The organism is Fischerella sp. JS2 (assembly GCF_032393985.1).
In the GTDB taxonomy this organism is placed as follows: domain Bacteria; phylum Cyanobacteriota; class Cyanobacteriia; order Cyanobacteriales; family Nostocaceae; genus Fischerella.
The window spans coordinates 2511762-2529158 of sequence record NZ_CP135918.1 but is presented as its reverse complement, the minus strand read 5'-3'; the positions used below and the strand labels follow the sequence as shown (position 1 = coordinate 2529158).

Here is a 17397-nt window from a genome sequence, read left to right as displayed (position 1 = left end):
TCACACTCCCCGCACTCCCCTACTCTCTTCCTAATGCGTAAATTTTGAATTGTTTTCTCCCCATCTCCCCACCTCCCCATCTCCCCACCTCCCCACCGATACTATGCTATCTTGGCGGTACTCGCTCAACGGCAAGGAATTGACAAGGTGGCTCACACGTTTTTATTGCAACCCGGACGCTGGGTATTACAAGGGAGTTGGCTGGAACGCGATGGTCTGCCAATCAATGTTAAGGGTATGACTTTAGTGGCTTGGAATCGAGATAATTGGTTCACAATGGCAACAAAATTGATTTTTCCTGGTAGCGATCGCGCGGATATTGCCTTGCAGTATAAAGGACGTTTAGATACAGGTGCGCGACAGTATAATTTTTTACTACAACATAATATTTTAGGGCAAGTTGAAGGCGAGGGCTGGATTGGTTTAGATACAATTGTGCAGCGTTACTGGGTACTGAGCGATCGCGAACGTCGGAGCGGTTTTGAAACTCTACATCGGGTAAACGATGACAGCTATTACCTCACTAGTGGCATTATGGCTGGTCATTATTTAACCAGCACAATGGAAGCGAGTCTAGAACGCCAGCGTACGAACTGAAAAATTGCTAAGTAGATAGTGCTTCATGATTAAAAACTACCAACCACTGTAGACTGCGTGCATTTGATTTAAGACTAAATATCTTCGTACACATACTACTCTTCCTTGAAGCCGAAGAAGGCGCGTCTACGCCCCTACCCACTAACCCTACTCTTGTGAGAAGACGCTTGCGCGTCTACGGGTTCGTCAGTCGCTCATGGGGGACTCACCGGCCCCCACTCCCCCAAGGGAGTGGGGTTGGGGGAGGGACCCCCTGCGTAAGAGTCGCTGACTCACCACCAACAACCAACCACTAACTACTAATGTACAGACGCGATGTTCCTCGCGTCTCTACCCATCAACAACCAACCACTAACCACTAACATTCCTTTATCCAAAGTTAATGAACTGATTCAAAAGTGGGCAAACTAAAATACAAGGCAAAGTCAAGGATAGTAGTACCTTTTGTATCATTTTCTACTTTTGAACATTGGAGTCAATTTTGTATGTCAGACCCCAACGTTGGTCGTTTACTCAGCAATCGCTATGAGCTTAAAGAGTTGATTGGAACCGGAGCAATGGGTCGGGTTTATTGTGCTAGGGACGTTTTGTTGGGGGGCGTACCTGTTGCTGTTAAGTTTCTGGCTTTGTCAGTTCAAAATAAAAAAATGCGATTGCAAGAGCGTTTTGAACGAGAAGCAAAAACCTGTGCTTTATTGGGACAAAAAAGTATTCATATTGTTCGGGTGATGGACTATGGCGTAGACGATCACGATACTCCGTTCTACGTCATGGAATATTTACAAGGTATAGGTCTAAACCACATTGTTCGTAAGCAAGATTTATCTTTGCCAAGATTCTTGAGTTTGGCACGTCAAATTTGTTTAGGGTTACAGTGCGCTCATAATGGTATTCCGGTTGATGGTAAAACCTACCCAATTATTCATCGTGATATTAAGCCTAGCAATATATTAGTCGTTCCAGACGCTAGTTTTGGAGAATTAGTCAAAATCCTAGACTTTGGTATTGCTAAATTACTACAGGCGGATAACAATTATACAAATTTCTATTTAGGTACACTAGCTTATTCTTCACCTGAGCAAATGGAGGGTAAGGAACTAGACAACCGCTCTGATATTTATAGTTTGGGCGTGATGATGTTTGAAATGCTCACAGGCAAAATGCCCCTAATCGCGCCAACTCATTCTTTTGGAGCATGGTATAAAGCACACCAAACTCAACCACCACGGACTTTTGCTGAAGTTGCTCCAACATTACAATTACCTAAGCAAATAGAAAATTTGGTGATGGGTTGTCTGGCTAAATCACCAAGCGATCGCCCCCAAAATATCGGTAAAATTCTCAAAGTGCTAACATCTGTTGAACAGCATGATTTCACACATACTCAAGAAAAAACCACTAATTTACCTGCTGTTATCAATCCTCCATCTGTAAAAACTAATGTTGCTCACAAATGTGATGTTGATTCGCGTCTATCTCCATTAAGTAATGAAATTGCACAACAAGCTTCCTGGCCTCAAAATAAACCCATTGCCGATATCGTTTTTCCTCAGCCTATTCGTCTCAACGGGGAATTAAAACCTGCTTTATGGGTGATGCTACCGCAAGCAGAAATTCAAAAGCGTTTAGTTTGTACTCGTTATAATCAGTTTCTTTTCATTACTTCTCCTCACCCCATGCTCTTGTGGATTACTGTCCTCTATAACCGCAAGTATGGTTCTAAATGGCTACCTTATTACCTTGATCTCAAAACAAATATCGGACAGGAAACCACTCACCTACTCGTGCAAAATGGTTACTACCGTCTATTATTATTTGCTAGAGAAACACCAAACCATTGCGATCACATTATAATTTCGACAATTGCTTCTGCTCAACGTCAAAGGCTCGAACAGTGGGCAACAATGAGTAAATCATTAGCGTCTTTAGACGAACCCCAACTTAGCAAAAATTTACTTAAATTTGAGTACGAAAAGCTTAAGCCCCAAATCTTAGCTAAATTACAAGCAATTGATACAGATTCTCCATTCGACCTGTCAGGCTAACTTGAAATGAAGGAAGAAGCCACAACGAACTGGATTATATCTATCATCTTGCTGTATGAAGAGAGCAAATTATTAATTAATGTTAAGAAAATTTGTTTATGAGTTGCAAAATACCCTTATAAGAAATATAAATAGTGAAGATATAAGTTAAAAAAACATAGATTAGCTAGGGGTTGTACAAAAAATCTCTGTGTAGAGTCTAGGTTAAGGTATAGATTATTTATATCTATCAAGCCTTAGATGTTTACTATAGTTTACATCAGAGTAGTACTAATGTACACAACTAGTCAACATTTAAAATCATTTAATTGGTGCTATCGCTAAGTTAAGAATATACAATGATTTCACTTCTAAACAAAGTACTTTGTTGTGTAATAATAAATGGTTGGCTGGTGTAAGCTTTAGTGATACACGAGTATGTGATTAATACATAATCTATGTTTTACAAAGCCCATAGTTTGGAGTTTGCTCGTGTCAAGTTTTGATGTCATTACTATTTATATTGGCATCTTTACAGTTAGTGTTGTTCATCAAAGTTGACGCCCCGACATCCCCAGCTCTTTTCCTCTGGTGGAACCTAGCAAGAGAAGGAGGTCGCCTACCGCGACTCACAATCCTAAGCTGCCCAGCTAGAACCTGAGTCTAAACCCCATTGATGTTTGAGCAATTCTTTGTAGGTTGCTTCTCTAACAACCATTTGCTCATAGAGCTTGACAAGAAAATCTTTTGCTTGGTCATGGCTCATGTTTTGTACCTGAGTAGCAAAAGAGCGGATGCTGAATTGCTGTTCTAGGGTCAACTCAATAGGCTTGTCCATAATTAGCTCCTAAAAAATAAGTAAAAGTTAGATCAGTTACAAAAGCTCCGAAGAGACGATTAGGCTAGTCTTTTAAGTGTCTAGCACTTATTTTATCTATATTAAGAAAGATAACAAGTGTTTGACAGTTTGCCTATATCCTTTATGGGGATTTTTTGACTAACCAATATCTTTGTTTTCATCCTACTGATATAAACCTCAAGTCTACCTAAAGATATTTCGGTAAAAATTAGGTTTTCCAGAAACGCTCTGCTAGGCGAAATTCCCTTATTACTCTTTGGGATAGCTCAAAGAGAGGGTATAAATTTAATTTATATTTGCCATAACCTATAAAGCGTAAGGTGTCAACCAACTAAAGATAGTAAAATAAGCCTCTGTAGGTACGTTTCTTCAGAGGTTAAATTTATATGTAGCAAGTTGTAAATTAGAAAAATGCTCAGGCTGAACAAAATGATGAGTATATTTACCAAAAAGGGGAAAAGAGATCGGGGATCAGTTACTAGAGAAGGTTAAAAGGACAAGGAAGACTAAGAGAACAAGGGGGCAAGGGGGAAAATAAACACCAATTTCTAATTCCTGATCCCCTATCACCTGTCCCTGATCGCCAAGTTATTCCAAAGCAATAATGACAACAGTGATGTTATCGTGTCCACCTTCTTTTTTAGCAGCTTCAACAAGGGCGATCGCAGTTTTTTCCACAAGCAGGCTTTCTTGAAGGTAGGAAGCAATCTTTTCATCCACTAGTTCTTCTGTGAGTCCATCGCTACATAACAGCAAGCGATCACCACTTTTCACATCAAGTTGTTGTAAATCAATTTGATGCAGGTCTTCACGTCCTAAACAACAAGACAAGACATGACGGAAAGGATGAATCCGTGCCTCATCTGGTGTGATATCACCCATTTTGATGGCACGTGCTACCCAGGTGTGATCTTCAGTAATTTGTTGCAATTGGGAATCTCGGAAGCGATATAGCCTAGAGTCACCAACATGGGCGCACCAAGGAGGTTCTCCAGGGCGGAAAATCACTACCACAGCTGTTGTTCCCATATCAGATCGTTCTGGATGATTTTCCTGATCCTGTAAGATAGCTTGATTTGCCTGCCAAAGAGCATCCTCTAACAACTGCGCTGAGGTTTTGGAAGAATTCCAACTGTCAACCAAATACTTTTTCACTTCTTGTGCAGCAATGTGACTTGCCTGTTCACCTCCTGCATGACCGCCCATGCCATCAGCAACTATGAAAAAGCGCCCTTCTGGGTCAATATAGTAAGCATCTTGATTATTAGAACGAATAAGTCCCGGATCACTAATTCCGGTAAAACGAAGTTTCATATATTTCTGCAAAAATTAATACATACGGTCATAACGGTCAAGACGCATTAGCAGTCTAATTAGCAACCATAATACTGCGGTTGCGAGCAAACCAATAAAAACTGCCTGCCAAAAATAATTATTTACAAATAAGATAGTTGCTGAAAGTGTAAAAGCACTGATTATTAACGCGTAAGCTATGCCAAGTTGAATATTACTCTGCCGACGTAATAGACGCTCTGTTTCAATAGACCGGACACGTAGGCGTACATCTCCACGCTCAAGTTTTTCTAGTGTATCTTCCAGTCTCCGGGGGAGTCCAAGTGCTGTGCTACTAACTTGGGCAGCTTGCCGACTTAGTTCATTTAAAAAGCTATTGCCGTTGGAACCATTCATATTTGTCATAAGCTGCATTGCATATGGTTGGGCAACTTCCATAAAATTAAATTCCGGGTCTAAGCCTTTACCTACACCCTCTAAAGTCGAGAAGGCGCGCATCACAAAAGTGAATGTAGCTGGAAACCTAAAAGGCTGATCATAAGCTATCTCATATAAATCGTCACTAATTGCTGCTACGGACTGATTTTCAAAAGGCTTATCCATGAAATTATCCAGCATGTACTGGACAGAACGCCGTACAGGGCCCATATCTTCTACAGGTGCTAATGCGCCCAAATTGATCAAAGACTGGACAACGCGATCGCCATCTTTAGAAGCAATGCCAAATAGCGTTTCCATCAGTCCTTCTCGCACGTTGGACTTGATGCGTCCCATCATGCCAAAATCATAGAAAATTAAAGCACCATCTGGACTAACAGCGATATTGCCAGGATGTGGATCAGCATGGAAAAAACCATTATCAAGTAGCTGAAGTAGATAGGCTTGAGCCCCCTGACGAGCAATTTGCTTGCGATCTAAACCCGCAGCTTCAATAGCTTCGTATTGACTAATTTTGATCCCAGGAACGTATTCTAAAGTTAAAACTCGCGAGGAAGTATAGCGCCAATAAACACGCGGTACTTTTACCCATTCGTAAGCGCGAAAATTGCGACGGAAAGTATCAGCATTGCGTCCTTCGTTGAGATAATCAATCTCTTCCCAAAGAATACGGCAACACTCTTCATAAATTCCGAGCCAATCCCGCCCCTTACCCCAGTTTGGATGATTTTGGAAGTAACGAGCTATACCTTTAAGAATTTTTAAATCAATTTCAAATAGCTTTTTTAATCCTGGACGTTGCACTTTCACAACGACAGCTTCACCTGAGCGCAAAACTGCTTTGTGTACCTGTCCTAAGCTAGCAGCAGCTAGAGGAATTGGCTCAAAACTGGCAAAGAGATCCGGTATCTTTTTACCCAACTCTTGCTCAATAATCGTTTCTACTTGCTGGTAATTAAAAGCAGGCACTTTGTCTTGTAATTTTGACAATTCTTCTACATATTCGCTAGGAAAAATATCCGCACGTGTAGAAAAAAGTTGCCCAACTTTAATAAAGGTCGGTCCTAAATCCAGCAGAGTATTACGAATCCACACTGCTAACACTTTGCGTCTAGCAGCTTGCTTGGCTTCAGTAACTCCACCAGCATAACTCCAAGATTTGTTGTAGAGCCAGAGTCTATACAATAAGGTCAATACAAATGACCAAATGTCTACAAACCGCCGTCTACTCGAGTAGTTTTCGCGATTCCAACGGTATGCCTTATCTGTATAACCTTTTTCCATATGCTTTGCTTACCGCTGGTTTTGAACTAAGTCAAACAATTTTGGATTTTAGATTTTGGATTTTGGATTGACGCCACTTAGGTCATCTAGAGGCTTATACCCTACTCGGAATGATTGGTCATAGGTCATTGGTCATTGGTTACTAGTTGATTTTTCTAAACAAAAAACTACTAACCACTAACCACTAACTACTAACCAGTAACTAACTATTTCTACTGCTACGATAACGTTGTAATTCTGTTCGCAAAAAGGCAATTTCTGCCCGCAGTTCATCAATCATGGCTTGCAAATCTACAGGATTAGTACCTGTTTGACCAAATCCAGTGCTTTCACCTGTGTCAACAACATCGGCGGCTCGATTAGCTCGTTCCATCACTTCGTCTGTGAACTGGCGTAGCTGCTCTCTGAGTTCCGCATCAAGCTTACCTACTTCGCTCAAAGCGTCAGTCAAAGCGTTTTCCAGACGTTCTGTCATGACTTCAGCTACTGCTCTACCTACAAAAAAAGCTTGTACCAGGGGGTTACTCATAAATTTTTGTTACGTCTTGTCCGCACAAAAATTATAACTTGCCGATTCGCTTTACTGCTTCTACTTAAAGTGTTGTTGAGTGTTTCGCAAAAACGAGCAATCAACTACTAGCCACCAACAAGGAACAACTTAGTCTATAGATTTAAACTTTAGCAACATTAATGTTGTTAAAGTAATGTATATTAATACTAAACAAAAATTAAGCAACATTTGTGTTGCTAAAATTTTTTATTTTTTTATTAACAGACACTTACACAGTTCTATGAAAAGTTCTTTGGCAGAATTTAGACAAAAGGATAGCCTCTCAAAATCTATTACTCTCGATCAGTTGCAGGTATTTGAAGCAGCTGCGAGACACTGTAGCTTTACTCGTGCTGCCGAAGAGTTGTTTGTTACCCAACCAACAGTATCAATGCAGGTCAAGCATCTTGCACAGGCTGTTGGTATGCCCCTGTTTGAACAAGTGGGTAAGCGTATCTACTTGACCCAAGCAGGTCAAGAAGTTTTGCATACTTGCCGGGAGATATTGCAGTGTCTAGATCGCCTAGAAACAACCATTTTTGACTTACAGGGGATGAGACAGGGACGACTGCGATTAGCAGCAGTGACTACAACAAAGTATTTCCTGCCTAAACTACTGAAGCCTTTTTGTCAACTCTACCCTGGTGTGAAATTGTCTTTGGAGTTTACCAATCATGAAGCGCTGTTGGCACGAATGCATGACAACCTTGATGACTTGTATATCATGAGTTGTCCACCGAATAGAGAAGACATAGAGGTAAGGCCGTTTTTAGCTAATCCCCTTGTAGCAATCGCTCCTGCAACTCATCCTTTTGCTAACCAACGCAATTTATCCCTAAAAGCTTTTGCTGAGGAACCCTTAATCGTGCGCGAAGAAGGTTCAGGAACCCGCATGATAGTAGAACAATTTTTCAAACAACACGAAATAGACTTGCAAATTAACATAGCACTAGGCAGCAATGAAGCAATTCAGCAAGCTGTAATTGATGGTTTGGGAGTTTCGATCATATCTATGCACACCCTTAACTGTGCAGAAGTCAGAAACCATCTAGCAATATTAGATGTTGATAATTTCCCAATTCATCGTCAATGGCAGATCATCTTTCCTAAGAAAAAACAGCTACCAATAACTGCTAGTACTTTTCTTGAGTATTTGCTCAAAGAAGGTCAAAGATTTTCTGCTAACAAAGAAAACCCAATGCAAGTAGTTGAAGCTTTATGGATATAGCCTTGATCCGGGAGCATTAGCTTTGATCAAGTAATTCCTGATAAAATTCCTGTCTTTGATGTGGCAGATATGTAGTCATTTGCAAAGCTTGTTGAGTCAACCGAAAAGCTTTATTGATGTTGATCCGGGTGAGAAAATCTAAATCATGGGAAATAGCCCAAACTGCACCCTGATATTCATTAATAGCTTGTACCATTTGCTCGACGCTTTCTATATCGAGGTTATTGGTTGGCTCATCAAGAATTAGCAGGTCAATTTTTGAAACACTGCTTATGGCAATTGCTAACCTTGCTAACTCGCCACCACTTAACACCAATGCGGATTTATTTACATTATCGTACTTAAATAGAAAATGTCCCAGTTGTTGGCGCAAAAGCTGATAACTGAGATTAGGATGAGCAGCTTGCATGTTTTCGAGGATAGTTTGATCCCGGTTGACAAGTTCGTATGTTTGATCCAAATACACAACTTTCATGCCAGGAGCCAGTAAAATTTCTCCCGATTCTAGAAATGCTTGATGTGAAGACGTGGAAAAAGAAAATTTTCCATTGTTTAAAATCGCCTTGGCCAAACTCGATTTGCCAGAACCATTAGCACCAGCGATCGCAATTCTATCACTAGAAGAGATATGCAATTGGATGTTTTTAATTAATAGGCGATTTGACACCCACAGATTTGCACCTTGAATATCAATAAGATTTTTGCGTTTTTGGCTTTTCTCTTCTATTTGAATATTCGTCGCCTTCGTTGTCTTAACTTTTGTTTCTGTGAATTTTTGAGTTGCTTTGTCAACTGCGGCTTCATGTTTCTTTTTGGCATTACCTGCTGTCACCTCAGCTTTTCGTTTCAGTCCTCCTGCAAAAATTTTGGGCATACTACTACTACGAAGTTGTCCTTTGCGATGCGATCGCGCTGCTCGTTTTTGTTCTTGCAAAGCTGCGGCTTGAGCGCGTTTTAGTTCTTTTCTGGCAACTTCATGCGTTCTCAACGCTGCTTCTAATTCCATTTGTTTGTGCTCTCGATAGAGAGAAAAATTACCTCCATACACTTTCATCCCATTGGATGTAAGTTCCCAAACAGTATCCACTACTTGATCTAGAAAAAAGGGTTTATGAGAGATAATTACAAAGGCACCCTTAAATTCATTCAGGAAATTACTCAAGCTCAAGAGTGCGTCAAGATCCATGTGATTTGTTGGTTCATCCAACAAAAGTAGATTGGGCTGTTGAGATAAACCAATTGCCAGAAATAATTTTGTAAGTTCCCCACCGCTTAAATTAACTAACGGTAGAGATAAATCAACAATTGTATTGAATTTTACCTGTAAAATTTCTTCAATTTGCCACCATTCCTCAGATATATTACTCAAGAAATTAATGACTGCATCTATTTTGACTTTCTCTCGAATTGCACTAATTTGTGGCAAGTAATAAATCACACCATGACGTGAGATAGAACCAGTAGTAGGAGCAATTTCACCAGAAAGAATCTTTAAAAGTGTTGATTTCCCTACACCATTAGAACCAATTAAAGCAATGCGATCGCCTTGTTCAAGATTTAAGTGAATTCCTTGGAACAAAGTTCTATTGGCTCTAAGTTCGTAACTTAAATTTTCAGCTAAAAGTATCGGTTTTTTCTGCATCACCAAACCTCAATCACGCTATGTAGGAATGCGTGTAAAGAGTCAGATTCAAACTTTATCTACCTAGCCATGACGCCACATTTTTTGTAGTTATGCTCAAGCACAACAACACGACTTTGCTAGGTAAGCAGTAATAAACAAGCTTGGATTTAAGCAAATTGAATTCTATACACGCACAATTAACTCTGCCGCAAACACTTTCGGAAGAATCAATGTGGAGAATAAATTATGATAAAACCTTAACAACAAGGCCTGCTCGCGATGATTATTTTTTGTCACTTGCTGCGATAGAGCAGATTTCTTCGTTACTACTTCATGTTTGGCTACGTGTTGAGTACGTGTTTAGCTTTGACACTAACTACAGCTTAGCAAATTCCAATTTCGGAAACTCCAATCAAAAAAATAAAATATTAAGATCAAAGTATTTACTTATTGACATTCAAGCTGTGGACATTACTAAAACTACTTGCCCTCGTTGTCATCAACCTGTAAATAGGCAAGCTATCACCTGTCCTTATTGTCGCGCTCAACTAAAAGCTTACGGTCATCCTGGTATTCCCCTACACAGAGCAACTGGAAATAGCTATCTCTGTGACAGTTGTGCCTACCACGCTGATGATAGCTGTAATTTTCCCCAGCGTCCTTATGCCAAAGAATGTACACTATACCAAAATCTTGCAGAAAGTGAACTGGAGTTACAGCAGTTGCGTGAAGCAAAAAGCTTTAGAGCAACAGCGAGAAACTGGATCAAACGTAATCAGGCTTTATTATTGTTATTGGCTTTATTATTAGTGTGTTTGCTCATAGCTCTGTTGCAATCTTAAAGACCGAAGAAAGGCAAAAGGCAATCCCAATGAAACAAGTTTCACCACTAGGCATGAAAAACCTCACCCCTAGCCCCTCTCCTTGGTAAGGAGAGGGGTGGCGTAGCCGGGGTGAGGTTCTCTCAAGTCAGAAGGTTAAATAAAAATTTATACTACATAATTGCGATAATGTCTTAAGAAACTCTTCAGGGTGAAAGAACATTTTGTACAAGTAAACGAGGCTACATTATGGGTAGCTGAACAAGGTGAAGGCTTTCCTGTAGTTTTAATTAGTGGTGGCCCAGGCTGCTGTGACTACCTTGAACCCGTGGCTTCACTCATAGATAATGTTGTACACACAATCCGCTTTGACGCACGGGGGTGCGGTCGTTCTTCTCTGACGCCACCATATGACCTTCAGACAGCGATCGCTAACCTTAATCAACTCCGCAAAATTCTTGATTTTGAACAGTGGGTAGTGCTGGGTCACTCTTGGGGGACAGATGTCGCGCTGGCGTATACTCTGACACATCCTACTTGCACCAGTGGCGTGATTTATCTATCTGGTAGAGGTCTACAAAACGACCAGGACTGGAAGGACGTCTACCACAGAAGGCGCGACGCAGGAGAAGACCAAACGCCAGAATTAGTTTATCCACTGAACCAGGAAGTGAATGAGGCAAGCAACCTTTCGTGGAAGGCGGTTATCAAACAACCAACCTTGTGGAAACAGCTTTCAATGCTCACAGTACCGATGCTGGCAGTGGTGGGTAGTGAGGATATTCGTCCAAGCTGGCCTGTCGAACAGCTGGCACACCTGATGCCTTTTGCTTGTTTTGAGCGAATCGAAGGGGCAGGGCATTGTTTGTGGCTGACGCATTCGAGTCAGTTAGGTTTGCTTCTACATCACTTCCTGGAAAAGTTATGAGTTTTATTAGCGTTTCACGTCTGATGTGAATTGAAGAAGCAATATTAAGGTTTTTTGCCAATTGTTCAGAGTTTAATTTTGATTAACGTAGACGCCCCCAAGGGCGGCTTCCCGCAGGGTACACTCATGGGACACTGATAAACACAGATAGATTATCAGTGTGTATCTGTGTGCATCTGTGTTCGAGTTTAATCCCAATTCTTAAAAGTATAACTAAACATAGTTAGTAGTAAGCATTTAAGTGCTTACTACAAGCCAAGAACATCTGTAGTCATTTTTTGGAGAAACGGTATCAAAACATAATTTTTGTCATAGTTTTAATTCACATTAGACATGTTTCATAATTCGCTGTGATTTTTGCAATCACTACTAGCTTTAGCTGAAGACAAAAGAGGTTCTTCAAATACTGCCAGATCAAACCAAAAAGTTGTACCTACACCCACTTCGCTCACCAAATGAACTTTACTGTGATGTTTTTCTTCAATAATATTTCTGACAATTGATAGTCCTAATCCTGTACCTTCTAGGGTGTGAACACGATTTTCTACCCTAAAGAAGCGATCAAAAATTGCTTCTTGATCTTCTGAACCAATGCCAATACCAGTATCAGCAATTTCTACTCGCACTTGAGCAGGACGATCGCTATCGTGTGGCTGCGGTTCTAGTTGATAGGCACGAATCATGACTTTACCGCCAGCCTTAGTAAATTTCAGGGCATTGCCTAGTAAGTTTGCTAGCACTTGCAGCAATAAATCATAATGACCTACTACTAAAGGTAAATTGGGTTCCACTTCTTGATATAGTTCTATACCCTTATCCTTGGCATTAAGCTGGTACGTACGTAGTGTCTGTTCTATTGCTTGCGTTAAATCTACCCCATCTAGGTGATAACTTCGTCCAGATTCTAGCCTAGATAAATCTAAAACATCATTTACCAAACGTGTCAAGCGATCAGTTTCATGGTTGACAGTTAACAAAAAATCTTGCCGTTGTTCTGAACTGAGTTCTTCCCCATATTCGTGCAAAGTTTCAATAAAAGACTTGATATTAAATAAGGGAGTACGTAATTCGTGGGAAACGTTACTGATAAATTGACTTTTAGCTTCGTTTAGTTCTACTTCTCGAGTGATATCTTGCACAGTAATCGCAATTCCCTTCACACTCTCCCTTTGTTGGTCAAATACAGTAGCTAAGAGAAGGCGAATAGTGCGTTTACTCGGTTGAGTGAAAGGAATACGAAATTCGGCACTTTCACATTCCCCGCCTGCCATTTCATATAAAGTACGAGTGATTTCTATTTGTACTGCTGACGGCAAGTAATTTAAAACACTCTCACCTACAACATCCAGTCCTTCCCAACCAAAAATGCGCCTAGCTGTGGGGTTGACTAAAATCACCTGCATATGGTCGTCTATCAAAACCGCACCATCAGCGATCGTAGAAACTAACGTTTCTAACTTGGCTTTTTCAGCAGTTAGTTCCTCAATATTCTGTTCTTCGTAGCGTTCTAGGCGCTCTGCCATTTCATTAAAGCTGAAAATTAGCTCTTTGAGTTCACCTCCAAATGGCAAGTCAATACGCTGCTTAAAGTTGCCCGCAGCAATTTGCTTTACACCCAGCAATAACTCTTTAATTGGTTTGGTGATTGTTAAAGCATTGATTACCCCTCCTAAAATCACCATTACCCAAATAGAAATGAATACAGCAATGGTGACATCGCGGGTGAAATTTGTAGAAATGACAGCGTTCGGATTGGGGTTAATGCCGATCGCTAAAACACCCAGATATTTTTTTTCCACCGTCAAAGGCACAAATACATCTGTGACTACACCATCTGGAGACATATGTTGTCGCACCATTGGTTTGTCGGCATCAGCAGCGTAATCCTCTGGTAGTTGGATGCGTCTTTCAATCGTTAAGGAGGTTTCAACCTCCGGTTCCCAAAAGGGAATACCAAAATAGATTTTTCCAGTCTCATCAGCATAAAGCATGTAACGCACACTGGAAGTACTGCTGTAAAAGCGTTGAGAAAATTGTGCTACCTCAGTCAAATTATGATCGGCAATTAATGGAGCAACGTTAGCAGCCAGCAGCAGTCCTAAGTCACGACCGAAACGAGTGTCATTCAAACGGGCGTCCTGCTGAATCGTATTGATTGCCCAAAAGGTCAGACCACTCATCACCAGAGAAACCACCAAGGTTACAGCAGCCAAAAGTTTGGTCTGGAGAGTGAACTCTGACCACCAATTTGCGATCGTTTCTCGGATGTTTTTTAAAAGAGCCAGCATCTTAAAATAAAAATTTGTTATGTCTGTGGTTATTGCCATTTAAAGACGTCGTTTGTTGCTTTGAGTAAGGGGGGTATAGGGGTATAAGGGAAATAATTAAGAACGAAGTCATAATATTTAAAAATCAGTGCTATCCTCTCTACACCCTCACACCCTCACTCTTACACCCCCTTTAACCGATGACCGATATCTCGCCGGTAATACATATCCTCAAAATTAATGCATCTCATACCAGCATATGCTTGAGCTAATGCTTGCTCAAAATTTTCTCCTGTACCAGTGACGTTTAGTACTCGACCTCCATCAGTGATTAATTGTCCGTCTTGTAACTTAGTACCAGCATGAAAAACAGTTGCTCCTATGGCTTCGGCTTCTGCAATTCCTGCGATCACTTTACCTTTTTCATAAGTCCCCGGATAACCAAGTGCAGCAGCAACAACAGTAGCAGCAGCACCTTGTTTCCAGGCGATGGGTGGCATTTGTGCCAAGCGCTGCTCAATGCAGGCAAGCATTAACTCTTCTAACGGTGTTTCCAAGAGTGGCAGAATCACTTGGGTTTCTGGATCACCGAACCGACAATTAAATTCTAAAACCTTAAAACCGCCATCAGGAGTAATCATCAATCCAGCATAGAGTACACCTCGATAATCAATGTTCTTGGCTCTAAAAGCTGCGATCGCTTTCTCTAATACTTCTTTTTGAACTCGTGCCATTAACTCTGGCGTGGCAATAGGCGCTGGAGCATAAGCTCCCATACCACCTGTATTTTCTCCTGTATCACCTTCACCGCTACGTTTATGATCCTGAGCTGGCAACAATGACCGAATTGTCAACCCATCTGTTAGGGCTAGAACAGAGACTTCTTCACCAATTAAACATTCTTCAATGACGACAAATTTCCCAGCATTGCCAAACTGCCCCCGAAAAATAGCTTCGATAGCTTCAATAGCTTGATCGAGTGTTTGAGCAACTGTCACACCTTTACCTGCTGCCAAGCCATCAGCTTTCACAACAATGGGGGCACCATGATCTTTTACGTAAGATTTAGCGGCAGATGCTTGCGTAAATACCGCACTATGAGCTGTAGGAATTCCTACTTCTTGCATTAAAGCTTTTGCCCAAGCTTTACTCGCTTCTATTTGCGCCCCTCCCCTAGTTGGGCCAAAAACCTTCAAGCCTTGTGAGTTGAGATAGTCTGAGATACCCATAGCCAAAGGTACTTCTGGCCCAACTACAACCAGAGAAATTTGCTCTTTTTGGGCAAACTGACCAATACCCTCAAAGTCATCTATTCCTAAAGGCAAGTTTTGGCAATGTAACATACTGGCTGTACCGCCATTTCCTGGTACACATGTAACTTGCTCAATTTGCCTCGATTGCAATAGTTTCCAAGCAAGGGCGTGTTCCCGCCCTCCGTTACCTACAACTAAAACTTTCACAGATTTCCTCTTGCGTCCCTTGAAGTGCGAGAATCCTTAAAGGCTGCTCGCCGTTCAATTTTTTCACCAATTCTAATACTTATGCAAGTCCAAAGAATAACCTGGAGTTAATAAGAGGAAAGGCAGAGGGCAGAAGAAAGTAAAGTAATATTTAATACAGGTATATTAAGGAGTGGCAGTTAGTACCTTACAAGCATTAACCTGTGAATATCAAGTAAAAAAATTATCCCAAAAATAGGACACTATGACTAAAAGTATAGTTACCGGAGCTGCGGGTTTTATTGGTTCTCATCTTGTAGAAGCATTGTTGAAACAAGGAGAAGAGGTAATCGGCATTGATGAATTTAATGATTACTATGACCCTACAATCAAGCGTAAGAACATTGCACATTTGCGAAACCATCCCGCTTTTACATTAGTAGAAGGAAATATTCAGTTTCTAGACTGGCAAACACTTCTAAAAAATGTTGATGTAATTTACCATCAGGCAGCGCAGGCGGGGGTGAGGGCAAGCTGGGGACAAGGGTTTCGTGCTTACACCGAACGAAATATTAACAGTACTCAAGTTTTATTAGAAGCAGCAAAAGATACTCCTTCTCTCCAAAGGTTAGTATTCGCTTCTACTTCCAGTGTGTATGGTGATGCTGAAACTCTACCTACCCATGAAGAAATTTGTCCTAAGCCTGTTTCCCCTTACGGAATTACAAAGCTTGCAGCTGAGCGCTTATGTGGACTTTATCACAAAAATTTTGGTGTACCATTTGTATCTTTGCGCTATTTTACTGTTTATGGCCCGAGGCAGCGCCCTGATATGGCATTTCATAAGTTTTTTAAAGCAGTCTTAACAGATAAAGCAATTCCTATTTACGGTGATGGACAGCAAACCCGAGACTTTACTTTTGTTAATGATGCTGTTGCGGCTAATTTAGCTGCCGCTACTGTACCAGAAGCTATAGGGGAAATCTTTAATATTGGTGGTGGTAGTACAGTTGTTTTAGCAGAAGTTTTAAACACAATGGAAGAAATAGTTGGACATCTCATCAAAAAGAACTATATAGAAAAAGCAATGGGAGATGCCCGTCACACTGCGGCAGATGTGTCAAAAGCACGAAAGATTTTAGGATATCAGCCACAAGTTTCTTTATCTGACGGTCTAAGACAAGAATGGCAATGGATACAATCATTTTATTAAAACACAATACAGAAGGCAGAAGGAGTCTAGGTTGGTAAAACATTAAATTTTTATAAAAATTGAAATTTATATTCTCCAACTCCAAAGGATTACGATATCCTATATAAAAATTTCCTAGAAATGGTAGATGTCTTAATCCTGTAAATTTTGCTGTTACTCAAAAATCTACCGTTAAGCCCTTGTTTCTATGGGTTTGTCAATTAATGCACACATGTTAATGAAAAAACGAATAAAATCATACTATCCTTTCCCAGCTATATTATCTATGCTTGGAAGAGATGCGATTTGTTGATATAAGTGTCTGCAATGGCTGGTAGTCACAATTAAACTTTTTTAGTGGTGATTACCGTACAAAACCGAATTTGATAGCAACTAAGTAGAGTTAGTTATGATATATTTAAGAAGCTAAGACTAGCTTTACCAAAGTACTAAACTCTACGGTTCGGCAATAGTTCCGAAATGGAAAGCAGTTTTGACTAAGCATTTACCAAACCAAATCTGAATTGAAATTCAATCGAGGTTATGATTCAGCAAGTAATTCACCCAATGGTGAAATTGCAGCGTAACGTGCAATCACTCGTAGACTCAAACATTATCAAGCCAACTGATAGTATCTGGAAAATCGCTCTGCTGTTCGGTAATGAGTGGCAGTATTGGAAAAAAGAGTTATTGGATTTTGGATTTAATATGCAAGACCCTGTTAGTGATTTATTAGCAGTAGAGGCTTGGGACGAAGAGTAGGAATAGAGTTGTTTGTTGTTGGTTGTTTGTTGTTTGGAAAACTTACTAACAATCAACTACCAACAATCAACTGCTAACTACCAACTATTTC

Annotated in this window: 14 protein-coding genes; 7 read left to right on the top strand and 7 right to left on the bottom strand. The window is 40.5% G+C overall.

The annotated features are described in order from the left end of the window. The first annotated feature begins 147 nt into the window (after positions 1–147). Positions 148–597, top strand: coding sequence for a hypothetical protein (locus RS893_RS10455; RefSeq protein ID WP_315791935.1), 450 nt, complete (start codon positions 148–150; stop codon positions 595–597). Between the two features lie 485 nt (positions 598–1082). After that, the gene (locus RS893_RS10450; RefSeq protein WP_315791104.1) at positions 1083–2642 is read left to right on the top strand and encodes a serine/threonine-protein kinase; all 1560 of its coding nucleotides are present in this window, start codon (positions 1083–1085) and stop codon (positions 2640–2642) included. Positions 2643–3258: 616 nt separating this feature from the next. Here RS893_RS10450 and RS893_RS10445 read toward each other — a convergent pair. From RS893_RS10445 to RS893_RS10430, 4 genes are all read right to left on the bottom strand, one after another. Further along, positions 3259–3459 (bottom strand): NblA/ycf18 family protein, encoded by a 201-nt coding sequence (locus RS893_RS10445; RefSeq protein WP_009455637.1) that lies wholly within the window; start codon positions 3457–3459, stop codon positions 3259–3261. Between the two features lie 609 nt (positions 3460–4068). After that, on the bottom strand, positions 4069–4794 hold the full coding sequence (locus RS893_RS10440) for a Stp1/IreP family PP2C-type Ser/Thr phosphatase (protein WP_315791103.1): 726 nt from the start codon (positions 4792–4794) through the stop codon (positions 4069–4071). A gap of 15 nt (positions 4795–4809) precedes the next feature. Next, positions 4810–6495 carry an AarF/ABC1/UbiB kinase family protein gene (locus tag RS893_RS10435; RefSeq protein ID WP_315791102.1) on the bottom strand — a complete coding sequence of 562 codons (1686 nt, stop codon included), beginning with the start codon at positions 6493–6495 and terminating at the stop codon, positions 4810–4812. 202 nt (positions 6496–6697) lie between these two features. Continuing rightward, complete coding sequence (locus RS893_RS10430) at positions 6698–7024, bottom strand: DUF6825 family protein (protein ID WP_315791101.1); 327 nt, start codon at positions 7022–7024, stop codon at positions 6698–6700. Between the two features lie 262 nt (positions 7025–7286). Between RS893_RS10430 and RS893_RS10425 the strand changes: the two genes are divergently transcribed. Next, positions 7287–8273: a LysR family transcriptional regulator gene (locus RS893_RS10425; protein WP_315791100.1), complete on the top strand. Its 987-nt coding sequence runs from the start codon at positions 7287–7289 to the stop codon at positions 8271–8273. A 16-nt stretch (positions 8274–8289) separates the two neighbouring features. Here the strand turns inward: RS893_RS10425 and abc-f are convergent, their stop codons facing one another. Continuing rightward, positions 8290–9915, bottom strand: a complete 1626-nt coding sequence (gene abc-f / locus RS893_RS10420; protein ID WP_315791099.1) for a ribosomal protection-like ABC-F family protein — start codon at positions 9913–9915, stop codon at positions 8290–8292. 446 nt (positions 9916–10361) lie between these two features. Between abc-f and RS893_RS10415 the strand changes: the two genes are divergently transcribed. Further along, a complete protein-coding gene (locus RS893_RS10415) occupies positions 10362–10739 on the top strand; it encodes a zinc ribbon domain-containing protein (protein ID WP_315791934.1) in 378 nt (125 codons plus the stop codon). Positions 10740–10929: 190 nt separating this feature from the next. Continuing rightward, the gene (locus RS893_RS10410) at positions 10930–11646 is read left to right on the top strand and encodes an alpha/beta hydrolase (protein WP_315791098.1); all 717 of its coding nucleotides are present in this window, start codon (positions 10930–10932) and stop codon (positions 11644–11646) included. Positions 11647–11984: 338 nt separating this feature from the next. Here the strand turns inward: RS893_RS10410 and nblS are convergent, their stop codons facing one another. Both nblS and purD read right to left on the bottom strand, forming a co-directional pair. Further along, positions 11985–13934, bottom strand: coding sequence for a two-component system sensor histidine kinase NblS (gene nblS / locus RS893_RS10405; RefSeq protein ID WP_315791933.1), 1950 nt, complete (start codon positions 13932–13934; stop codon positions 11985–11987). Between the two features lie 161 nt (positions 13935–14095). Then, positions 14096–15373: a phosphoribosylamine--glycine ligase gene (gene purD, locus RS893_RS10400; protein WP_315791097.1), complete on the bottom strand. Its 1278-nt coding sequence runs from the start codon at positions 15371–15373 to the stop codon at positions 14096–14098. A gap of 244 nt (positions 15374–15617) precedes the next feature. On the opposite strand from purD, the gene RS893_RS10395 reads away from it, so the two are divergent. Together RS893_RS10395 and RS893_RS10390 are read left to right on the top strand one after the other, a co-directional pair. Next, the gene (locus RS893_RS10395; RefSeq protein ID WP_315791096.1) at positions 15618–16565 is read left to right on the top strand and encodes an NAD-dependent epimerase/dehydratase family protein; all 948 of its coding nucleotides are present in this window, start codon (positions 15618–15620) and stop codon (positions 16563–16565) included. A 522-nt stretch (positions 16566–17087) separates the two neighbouring features. Beyond that, a complete protein-coding gene (locus tag RS893_RS10390) occupies positions 17088–17306 on the top strand; it encodes a DUF4327 family protein (protein WP_009459095.1) in 219 nt (72 codons plus the stop codon). Positions 17307–17397 lie beyond the last annotated feature (91 nt).

Excerpts from the sequence above, each read along its gene's own strand:
- RS893_RS10450 (WP_315791104.1), top strand. The coding sequence starts at position 1,083 with ATGTCAGACCCCAACGTTGGTCGTTTACTCAGCAATCGCTATGAGCTT.
- RS893_RS10435 (WP_315791102.1), bottom strand. The coding sequence starts at position 6,495 with ATGGAAAAAGGTTATACAGATAAGGCATACCGTTGGAATCGCGAAAAC.
- RS893_RS10390 (WP_009459095.1), top strand. The coding sequence starts at position 17,088 with ATGATTCAGCAAGTAATTCACCCAATGGTGAAATTGCAGCGTAACGTG.
- RS893_RS10440 (WP_315791103.1), bottom strand. The coding sequence starts at position 4,794 with ATGAAACTTCGTTTTACCGGAATTAGTGATCCGGGACTTATTCGTTCT.
- nblS (WP_315791933.1), bottom strand. The coding sequence starts at position 13,934 with ATGCTGGCTCTTTTAAAAAACATCCGAGAAACGATCGCAAATTGGTGG.
- RS893_RS10425 (WP_315791100.1), top strand. The coding sequence starts at position 7,287 with ATGAAAAGTTCTTTGGCAGAATTTAGACAAAAGGATAGCCTCTCAAAA.
- abc-f (WP_315791099.1), bottom strand. The coding sequence starts at position 9,915 with ATGCAGAAAAAACCGATACTTTTAGCTGAAAATTTAAGTTACGAACTT.
- RS893_RS10430 (WP_315791101.1), bottom strand. The coding sequence starts at position 7,024 with ATGAGTAACCCCCTGGTACAAGCTTTTTTTGTAGGTAGAGCAGTAGCT.
- RS893_RS10445 (WP_009455637.1), bottom strand. The coding sequence starts at position 3,459 with ATGGACAAGCCTATTGAGTTGACCCTAGAACAGCAATTCAGCATCCGC.
- RS893_RS10395 (WP_315791096.1), top strand. The coding sequence starts at position 15,618 with ATGACTAAAAGTATAGTTACCGGAGCTGCGGGTTTTATTGGTTCTCAT.